Genomic DNA, 7308 nt, shown 5'->3' with positions numbered 1-7308 from the left:
GCCGGAGGGGCCTGGTGTGTGGACGTAAAGCGAAGCAGTCCACACACCAGGCCCCGGAGGCCCGTCACCGCACCCACAGCCCCGCGCAGCGGACCCCGCCCGCCGCAGGCGAAACGGCGAGAAACCACAACGGCGGGAAAGACAAAAACGTGGGAAGGAGACATCAATCCTTGGCCAGCCACCGCCGGGCCCGCAGGCCCATCCGCTCGTCCGTGGCCACGGAAGTCGCGCCGGTGGTGACCGTCTCGTAGACGGCGAGGATGTCGGCGCCGACCGTGGACCAGTCGAAGCGGCGTACGTGGCGGGTGCCGCGGTCGCGCAGCTCCGCCAGGCGGGCGGGGTCGCCGAGGAGGCGTACGGCGGCGGTGGCCAGGGCGTCCGCGTCCTCGTTGAGGAAGAGTTCGCCGGCCTCGCCCTGGTCCAGGACCTGCGCGAAGGCGTCGAGGTCGCTGGCCAGTACGGGTGCCCCGGCCGACATCGCCTCCACGAGGATGATGCCGAAGGATTCGCCGCCCGTGTTGGGCGCGACATAGAGGTCGACGCTGCGCAGCAGCCGGGCCTTGTCCTCGTCGCTGACCATGCCGAGGAATTCGACCCGGGAGCGCAGGTCGGCGGGCAGCGCCGCGACGGCCTCCTCCTCGTCGCCGCGGCCGGCGACCAGCAGCCGGGCGTCCGGTACCTCGGCGAGGATCGCGGGCAGCGCCTTCATCAGGACCGGCAGGCCCTTGCGCGGCTCGTCGATCCGGCCGATGAAGCCGATCGTCCGCCCCTGCCACTCGGCCTTGGGCTCGGCGGAGCCGAAGAAGTCGACGTCCACGCCGTTGGGGATGACCACTGCATCGCCGCCGAGGTGTTCGACGAGGGTGCGGCGGGCGTACTCGCTCACCGCGATCCGTGCGCTGATCTTCTCCAGCGCGGGCTGCAGGATCGGATACGCGGCGATCATCGCCCGCGAGCGCGGGTTGGAGGTGTGGAAGGTCGCCACGATCGGGCCCTGGGCCGCCCAGCAGGAGAGCAGGCCGAGCGAGGGCGAGGCCGGCTCGTGGATGTGGATGACGTCGAAGGCGCCGTGCTGCAGCCAGCGGCGTACCCGGGCGGCGGAGAGGAAGCCGAAGTTGAGGCGGGCAACCGAGCCGTTGTACGGGACGGGCACAGCGCGGCCGGCGGAGACGACGTACGGCGGAAGGGGGGTCTCGTCGTCCGAGGGGGCGAGGACGGAGACCTCGTGGCCGAGGCGGATCAGGTGGTCGGCCAGGTCCCGGATGTGGAACTGCACGCCACCGGGGACGTCCCAGGCGTAGGGGCAGACGATGCCGATCTTCACACGGACTCCGTTCCGGAGGTTCCGGAGGCCGCGGAGCCGCCCGGGTCGCCGGACTGCTCGCGGGGTTCCAGGTCGGCGAGCCAGAGCCGCTGCAGCATGTGCCAGTCCTCGGGGTGGTCGGCGATGCCGGAGGCGAAGGCGTCGGCGAGCGCCTGGGTCATCTGGGCGGCCTTCTCGGCGCGGGTGCCGGTCTCGGGGACCTCGATCTCCGGGTGGACCCGGCCACGCATGACGGGGGTGTCGTCGTACCAGAGGGTGACGGGCAGCAGCATGGCGCCGGTCTGTGCGGCGAGCACGGCGGGGCCGGCCGGCATCTTCGTGGCCTCCCCGAAGAACTTGACCTCTATCCCGGACGCGGACAGATCACGGTCCGCCACCAGGGCGACCAGCCCGCCGGCCCGCAGCCGCCGGGCGAGCGTGCCGAAGGCGGCGCCGCCGGTGTGTGGCAGCACCTCCATGCCCAGGCCCTCGCGGTAGGCGACGAAGCGGTCGTAGAGGGACTCCGGCTTGAGGCGCTGGGCGACAGTGGTGAAGGGGACACCGAGTTCGGTGGTGACCCAGGCACCGGCGAGGTCGTAGTTGCCCATGTGCGGCAGCGCGAGGATCACGCCGCGGCCGCTCTTGAGCCCCTCCTCCAAGCGGTGTACGTCCTCGACGACGAAGCCGGTCCTTATCCGGTCCTTGCTCCAGGTCGGCAGCCGGAAGGACTCCATCCAGTAGCGCATGTACGAGCGCATCCCGGCCCGGGAGAGCTCGGCGAGCCGCTGCGGCGTGGCGTCGGGGACGACCCGGGCGAGGTTCGCCTCCAGGCGGAGGACGCCCTTGCCGCGGCGCTTCCAGGTGGTGTCGGCGATCTGCCGGCCGAGCCGTACGGCAGCGCCCTCGGGCAGCTTCTTGACGGTGCTCCAGCCCAGGGCGTAGAGCGCGTCCGCCAGTTTCTCCGCGTCGATCCACGGCCGGCCGGTCCTGCGCGGGCTCATGCGCTGTTCCCCCCTTGTGCGATGGCGTCGGCCTCGGCCGACTCCCGTCGGACCGTCACCACGCGCTGGCCGAGGGTGACGGCACTGCCGATGCCGACGATCCACAGAGCGATCGGCAGCAGGATTTCGACGCCGGGCACCCCGAAGGTGTGCAGCCCCGACACACCGCAGGCCACCAGCGTGACGACCAGCCGCTCGGCGCGCTCCACCAGGCCGTTGACGTCCACCGGCAGCCCGATGGCCTCCCCGCGCGCCTTGGTGTACGAGACCACCTGGCCGCTGGCGAGGCAGAAGATTGCCATTCCGCAGAGCATCAGACTGTCGCCCCGCCCCGCGTACCAGAGGGCAAGTCCGCCGAAGATCGCCGAGTCGGCGACCCGGTCGAGGGTGGAGTCGAGGAAGGCGCCCCAGCGGCTGGAGCGGCCCAGCTGCCGCGCCATGTTGCCGTCGACGAGGTCGGAGAAGACGAACAGCGTGATGACGACCGTGCCCCAGAAGAACTCGCCCAGCGGGTAGAAGATCAGGGCGCCGGCCACCACGCCTCCGGTGCCGACCAGAGTGACCGCGTCCGGGCTGACGCCGATCCGGATGAGCAGGGCGGCGAACGGCGTGAGAACACGCGTGAAGAACGCACGCGCGTACTTGTTCAGCATGGCCTTCCCGGGAGTCGATATGGGCCGTGCGGTCTAGCGGCCACCGGCGGGCCCATCGTAGCCAGGAGGTCACGGGCCACCACGAACGCATCGCGGCGCGGGGTGCGTCCCGCGGCTCGGGGCCGCCGGCGCGCGCCGGCGGGTGCGCCCGCGGGCCCCGCGGGGGTGCCCCGGACCCCTTGGGAGCACCGGCCCCGTGCGCCATGTATGGACGCATCATGGCCTCGGTGGAAAGCTCGAATCACCGCAAAGTGTCGACCTGGAGGCGAGACACATGAGCGAGAAGTCGAGTACACACCCGGGAGCCGCCGGCAGGGCATCAACGGCCGACCGGCCCACGGCCCTGCGCAATGTGGTGCTGGTCGGCCACAGCGGCTCGGGAAAAACCACTCTGGTCGAGGCCCTCGCGCTGGCATCCGGCGCGGTCAACCGGGCGGGCCGGGTCGAGGACGGCGGCTGCCTCTCCGACCACGACGAGATCGAGCACCGCCAGCAACGCTCCGTACAGCTCTCCCTGGTCCCGGTGGACTGGGGCGGAGTCAAGATCAATATCTTGGACACTCCCGGATACGCCGATTTCGTCGGGGAACTCAGGGCCGGTCTGCGCGCGGCGGACGCGGCCCTTTTCGTTGTCTCGGCGGCCGACGGCGTGGCCGGCGCAACCCGTATGGTCTGGGACGAGTGCGCGGCCGTCGGGATGCCGCGCGCACTGGTCATCACACACCTGGAAGCGTCCCGCGCCGACTTCGACGAGATGACCGAACGCTGCCGCACCTCTCTCGGCGGCGAGGACCCGGACGCCGTCCTCCCCCTCTACCTCCCGCTGTACGGAACGCCGGGCGCCGACGGCCACTCCCCCGTGCACGGCCTGATCGGCCTGCTCTCGCAGCGGGTGTACGACTACTCCTCCGGCGAGCGCACCGAACGCGCACCGACGGCGGACGAGCTGCCGCTGATCGAAGCGGCCCGCAACCGCCTCATCGAGGGCATCATCGCCGAGAGCGAGGACGAGTCCCTGATGGACCGCTACCTCGGCGGTGAGGAGATCGACATCAAGACCCTCGTCGGGGACCTGGAAACGGCGGTCGCCCGGGGTACCTTCCACCCCGTACTGGCCGCGGCCCCGGCCGCCGAGGGCGCCAAGCAGGGGCTGGGCACCGTGGAGCTGCTGGAGCTGATCACCGGTGGCTTCCCGACGCCCGTGGAGCGCGAGGCGCCGGCCGTCACCACGCCGGACGGCACCCCGCGCCCGGCGCTGAGCTGCGACCCCGACGGTCCGCTCGCGGCCGAGGTGGTCAAGACCTCCTCCGACCCGTACGTCGGCCGCATCTCGCTCGTCCGCCTCTTCTCGGGCACCCTGCGCCCGGACGAGACGGTGCATGTCTCGGGCCACGGGCTGCAGGACCGGGGTCATGAGGACCATGACGTCGACGAGCGGGTCGGCGCGCTGTCCACCCCGTTCGGCAAACAGCAGCGCCCGCTGTCCAAGGCCATCGCCGGCGATCTGGCCTGTGTGGCGAAGCTGTCCCGCGCCGAGACCGGCGACACGCTCTCCGCCAAGGACGGCCCGCTGCTGATGGAGCCCTGGACGATGCCGGACCCGCTGCTGCCGGTCGCCATCCAGGCACACAGCAAGGCCGACGAGGACAAGCTCTCGCAGGGCCTGTCCCGCCTGGTCGCCGAGGATCCGACGATGCGTCTGGAGCACAACCAGGACACCCATCAGGTGGTCCTGTGGTGCCTGGGCGAGGCGCATGTCGATGTGGCCCTGGAGCGGCTGCGGACCCGCTACGGCGTCCAGGTGGACACCGTCGCGCACAAGGTGTCGCTGCGGGAGACCTTCGGCGCCCCCGCAGCGGGCCGCGGGCGCCATGTGAAACAGTCCGGCGGCCACGGCCAGTTCGCGATCTGCGAGATCGAGGTCGAACCGCTGCCCGGCGGCTCCGGTATCGAGTTCGTGGACAAGGTCGTGGGCGGCGCGGTGCCCCGGCAGTTCATCCCGTCCGTGGAGAAGGGCGTCCGCGCCCAGGCCGCACGCGGGGTCGCCGCCGGGCATCCGCTCGTCGACATCCGGGTCACGCTGCTCGACGGCAAGGCGCACTCCGTCGACTCCTCGGACGCCGCGTTCCAGACGGCGGGCGCGCTGGCGCTGCGCGAGGCCGCCGGCGAGATCCGGATCGACCTGCTCGAACCGGTGTCCGAGGTGAGCGTGATGGTTCCGGACGATTTTGTCGGCCAGGTGATGAGCGATCTGTCGGGGCGCCGCGGCCGGGTCGTGGGCACCGAACAGTCAGGGGCGGGACGCACCGTGGTGCGCGCCGAGGTGCCCGAGATCGAGATCGACCGGTACGCCGTCGATCTGCGCTCCCTCTCGCACGGCACCGGGCGGTTCTCCCGCGTCCACCTGCGACATGAGCCGATGCCGACGCAGCTCGCCGACAAGTGGCGGGAAGAAGCGGAGAACGGCGCATAGTTGACGGCCGATCAACCGTTGGAGCGGCCGCTGTCCAGCTCAACTCCTCTGGGCCGGACGGCGGCTGTACGCTGAGGACCTGTCGTTGAACCGGGGGTTCGACGCCAGGATGCGAGGTCACGGGCTCGAAGACAGGCTCTCAGCAGGTGTGCCGTCAGCGGAAGTCGGGAAGAGCCGCATCATTGGATGCGTGCGGTGTGGGGGGCGGTAGTGGCAGACGGCTTTGACTTCAGTCCCGGGGCGCAGGTCCCGCTGTCGGGGAGCGCCGGGCAGACGGCGGCGACCCAGGCACTGGCCTCGGCCGCCTATCGGGACAGCCCGCTCGCCGATATCTCCAAGGCCGACTCGGAATCCGGCAAGTCCGCCATCAAGAAGCCCAAGCTGTCGCTGTTCGCGCCCAATCTCGGCGAGGCGTTCTCGCGCGCGGTGCAGGTGCGGATGCTCGGCGGTGGGCGCGCCGCGCTCATCCAGTCCTTCGGGACCGAGCCGCAGACCATCGTCGAGCACTGCCTTTCCGCCACCCGCATCCGCAAGCAGCGGGACGCCAAACTGACGCTGCTGATGGTGCTGTTCGGGGTGCTGTTCCTGCCCGGTGTGCTGCTGTGGCTGGGCGTCTTCCAGCTGCGGAAGATGCTCTCCAAGGACGGCGCGGGCAAGGGCCTCTCCCTGATCGGCGGGGTCCTGCTGACGGTGCTGGGCGTCCTCGTCGTGTTCTTCATGATCAAGCTGCCGTTCAACGGCTTCTGGCCGCTGTACGCGCGCGGCATGGTCGTCGCCCCGGTGATCGGCTGGTGGCTGGCGAAGCAGATCTGCGAGAAGACCGCGGTGGCCATGCGGGAGTCCTGGAAGGGGCTGCTGGAGGGCGGCGGCGTGGCCGCGAAGATCCCCGAGGCGGTCCCCCAGGACCCGAACCAGATCGCCGCCGAAACCCTCCGCCAGAATCTCGCCAAAATCTCCGCGGAGCAGAACAGCAATGTCATCTTCTACGCCGGCCCCAAGGGGATACTCGGCATGGGGACGCGCTGGGGCAGCTGGCAGCTCGCCGAGGAGCTCATCCCGGTACAGGACGGCAGTGAGATCCACCCGTTCCGCAGCTGGGACGTGATCCGGGCGATCCACGACAAGCTGCGGCTGCTGGAGCGCAGCCCGCTGCACACCGGCGGATTCCCCACACCGTCCGTACGCCACTGGATCGTCTCGCCGGTCGGTGAGAAGGCCGCCGCCGTCAGCCGCCCCGAGGGCACCCATGTGGAGGCGTACCAGATCCGCGGGCACGAGATAGAGCGGATCTGCAACGAGCAGCAGTTCGGCAGCGGCAACCGCCACTACCTCGGCGTCCAGTTCGTCCTGTGGGACGGCCAGTTGGTGATCACTCTCATGATCACCGTCACCGTGCTCCACGAGACCCTGCGCATCGAGGTGACCGGCCATGCCCTCGGCCCGGTCAACGGCCTCTTCACGACGAAGCCGGAGCCCAAGACCAAGGACGTCGCCAAGGTCGTGAAGTTCTGGGAGACCAAGACCCAGCACCTCCCGCTCATCGAGCCGCAGGAGGTGGTCCGGCTCGCCGCCCGCGCCCCGCTGACCTGGTTCCCGCCGGTCCTGGACTTCCTCGGCGGCAAGCTGACCCTGCCCGAGCCGTTCGGCCTGCGGCACGTCTGGGCCGACAAGCCCTGGCGCCACCGCTTCATGGCCGATGACGCGCTGCGCGCCGCGACCCCGGTGCTGCGCACAGTCCACTCCGCCGCGATGAGCGTCCTCAAGGAGAACGGCGTGGACACCGAGCGCTTCACCAACCGCTCCCTGGTGCTCAGCGGAATGATCCAGGGCGTGGAGCCACAGAAGGCGGACGAGTACAACGCGTAGCCCCGGGGCACC

General features: G+C 70.6%; 5 protein-coding genes. 2 read left to right on the top strand and 3 right to left on the bottom strand.

The features are described 5' to 3' along the window. Nucleotides 1-163: 163 nt before the first annotated feature. From AB0C46_RS14490 to pgsA, 3 genes are read right to left on the bottom strand one after another with little or no spacing between them, the layout of a single operon-like run. Nucleotides 164-1324 (bottom strand): glycosyltransferase family 4 protein, encoded by a 1161-nt coding sequence (locus AB0C46_RS14490; RefSeq protein ID WP_362828134.1) that lies wholly within the window; start codon nt 1322-1324, stop codon nt 164-166. Continuing rightward, complete coding sequence (locus AB0C46_RS14485; RefSeq protein WP_362828133.1) at nt 1321-2304, bottom strand: phosphatidylinositol mannoside acyltransferase; 984 nt, start codon at nt 2302-2304, stop codon at nt 1321-1323. The genes AB0C46_RS14490 and AB0C46_RS14485 overlap by 4 nt, the downstream gene beginning before the upstream one ends. After that, complete coding sequence (gene pgsA / locus AB0C46_RS14480) at nt 2301-2957, bottom strand: phosphatidylinositol phosphate synthase (protein ID WP_362828132.1); 657 nt, start codon at nt 2955-2957, stop codon at nt 2301-2303. The genes AB0C46_RS14485 and pgsA overlap by 4 nt, the downstream gene beginning before the upstream one ends. A gap of 274 nt (nt 2958-3231) precedes the next feature. Between pgsA and AB0C46_RS14475 the strand changes: the two genes are divergently transcribed. Next, the gene (locus AB0C46_RS14475; protein WP_362828131.1) at nt 3232-5430 is read left to right on the top strand and encodes an elongation factor G-like protein EF-G2; all 2199 of its coding nucleotides are present in this window, start codon (nt 3232-3234) and stop codon (nt 5428-5430) included. A 186-nt stretch (nt 5431-5616) separates the two neighbouring features. Next, nucleotides 5617-7296 (top strand): hypothetical protein, encoded by a 1680-nt coding sequence (locus AB0C46_RS14470; protein WP_362828130.1) that lies wholly within the window; start codon nt 5617-5619, stop codon nt 7294-7296. Nucleotides 7297-7308: the final 12 nt, after the last annotated feature.

The sequence above is a fragment of the Streptomyces sp. NPDC048637 genome (assembly GCF_040650675.1).
GTDB lineage: Bacteria > Actinomycetota > Actinomycetes > Streptomycetales > Streptomycetaceae > Streptomyces.
This window is presented reverse-complemented; position numbering and strand designations above follow the sequence as displayed.